Below are 1,846 nucleotides of genomic sequence, written 5' to 3' on the forward strand. Positions count from 1 at the left end.
CCGCCGCCCGCCTCCGGGGCGCCCCGGTGCGGGTCGGCGCAGAACGGCATCGCGCCGCCGAACGGCGCCGGATCACCGCTCGCGCCGCCGCCCGGCGCGCCGCCGCCGTACGGGTCGCCGGGCCGGCCGTTCATCACCCGGACGTTCGACGGCCCGCCGCCGAAACCGCCGCCCCCCGACGGCGCCGGACGGCCTGCCGGGAACCCGCCGTTCCCGGGCGGCACCGGCGGGTCGAACGCGATCCCGCCCGGGTTCGCGGGCCGCACCGGCGGATCGAACCCGAGCCCGCCGGGGGACCCGGACCCGAACCCGCCCGGCGTCCCGAACCCGCCCGGCGTCCCCGGCGCGAACCCGCCCGGGGACGCGGACGCCGGCGGAGCGCCGTAGCCCGGCTCCGTCCGGACGTACCGGTCGAGGTCGGCGGGGATCCGGGCCATCTCGCGCCGCTTCCACTCCTCCAGCGCCGCCTCGCCGACCTCGCCCTCCGCCATCGCCGTCCGCTGCGCGAGGCTCTCCAGCATCGCGCGGCGCGCGTCGTACACCAGGCCCGCGTACTTGACGTCGTCGGCGGCGCGGACCCGCGCCACGTCCGCGTCGCGCCGGGCGAGGTGCGCGCCGGTCTCCCGGTTCTCCCGCTCGTGCGCCGCGACGAGGTCGTCGTACACGGTCGGCGGCCCGAGGATCTGCATCATCTTCACCAGCACCGGCAGCAGCTCGATCGCGATGAACATCAGCGTGACGAACAGGTGCGCGGTGCCGATCGTGCCGTTCTTCTGCGACAGCCGGTTGAGGGCCTCCAGCCGCAGCGCCATCCCGTCGGACTTGCGGGTGTCGGCGGCGTGCTGGGCCTGCAGCGCGGACTGCTGCTTCTTCAGCCGCGTCAGCTCGGCCGTCACGCCCTCGGCGCCGCCCTGCCCGTTCAGCTCGTTCTGCGCGTCCTGGACGCCCTTGGTCTTCAGCTGCGCCAGGTAGTTGTTGAGCTGGGTGTCGGCGGTGTCGAAGTCGCGCTTGGTGTCGTTGTAGTCCTGGATGCGCTTGCGGGCCTCGGGGCCGAGGCCGGCGCGGCCCGTCCCGCACTTGCCGAGCTGCTCGCAGGTCAGCTTCTCGCGCCGCTGCTCCAGCTCCTTCTGCAGCTGGTCGCGCTTGTCCTGGAGCTGCTTGAGCGTCGGGTCGGCGTCCGGCGTCGCGGGCAGGCCGCCGGAGGTGATCTGCGCCTCGAGCTGCTGCTTGCGCTTCTCCAGCGCGGCGATGCGCTTGCCGACCTGGTCGTCCGCCGTCTGCGCCTGGTACCTCGACTCCGCCTCGGCGTGCAGGACGTTGACCTCCTGCGAGATCTCCGGCGCGAAGATCTGCAGGACGATCGGCATCGACAGCACGAACCCGAACAGCAGCGCGAGCGCCAGCCGGGGCAGCGCGAGGAACCCCACGCCCCACTTGCTGGTGGTCCGGGTCATGGAGGCGACCAGCCAGCGGTCCAGCGACAGGATGCCGAGGAACCAGCCCGCCGTCAGCAGCACGATCACCGGCCACGGCGCCTTCAGCGCGATGTGCAGCGCCGCCGCCATCGACGCGCCGGCCAGCGCCGCCGTGAAGATCACGACGCTGCCGAGCCCCTGGAAGCGGGTCTTGTCGGTGGGGGACTGCCGGAGGATGTCGCGGTTGGCGCCGGACGCCCACAGCAGCGGGGAGAACCGCGTCCCGCCGCGCGGGGCGGGCGGCGGGGGCGGCGTGCTCGCTTCGGTCATGTGCTCGGCCCTCACTGGACGTTCGGTCGGGGGGACGGGCCCGGTCGGGGGGAGGGGCCCGCTCGAAGGAACAGGGGGGATCCGGTCCGCGGTGGGAGGGG

1 protein-coding gene is annotated in these 1,846 nt (G+C 74.6%); it reads right to left on the minus strand.

Annotated elements, in window-relative coordinates:
• Positions 1-1,745, minus strand: a 1,745-nt coding sequence (locus tag F9B16_RS50260; protein ID WP_151547325.1) for a DUF4407 domain-containing protein, incomplete at its 3' end; no start/stop codon positions are given.
• Positions 1,746-1,846 lie beyond the last annotated feature (101 nt).

It is taken from the genome of Actinomadura montaniterrae (assembly GCF_008923365.1).
GTDB lineage: Bacteria > Actinomycetota > Actinomycetes > Streptosporangiales > Streptosporangiaceae > Spirillospora > Spirillospora montaniterrae.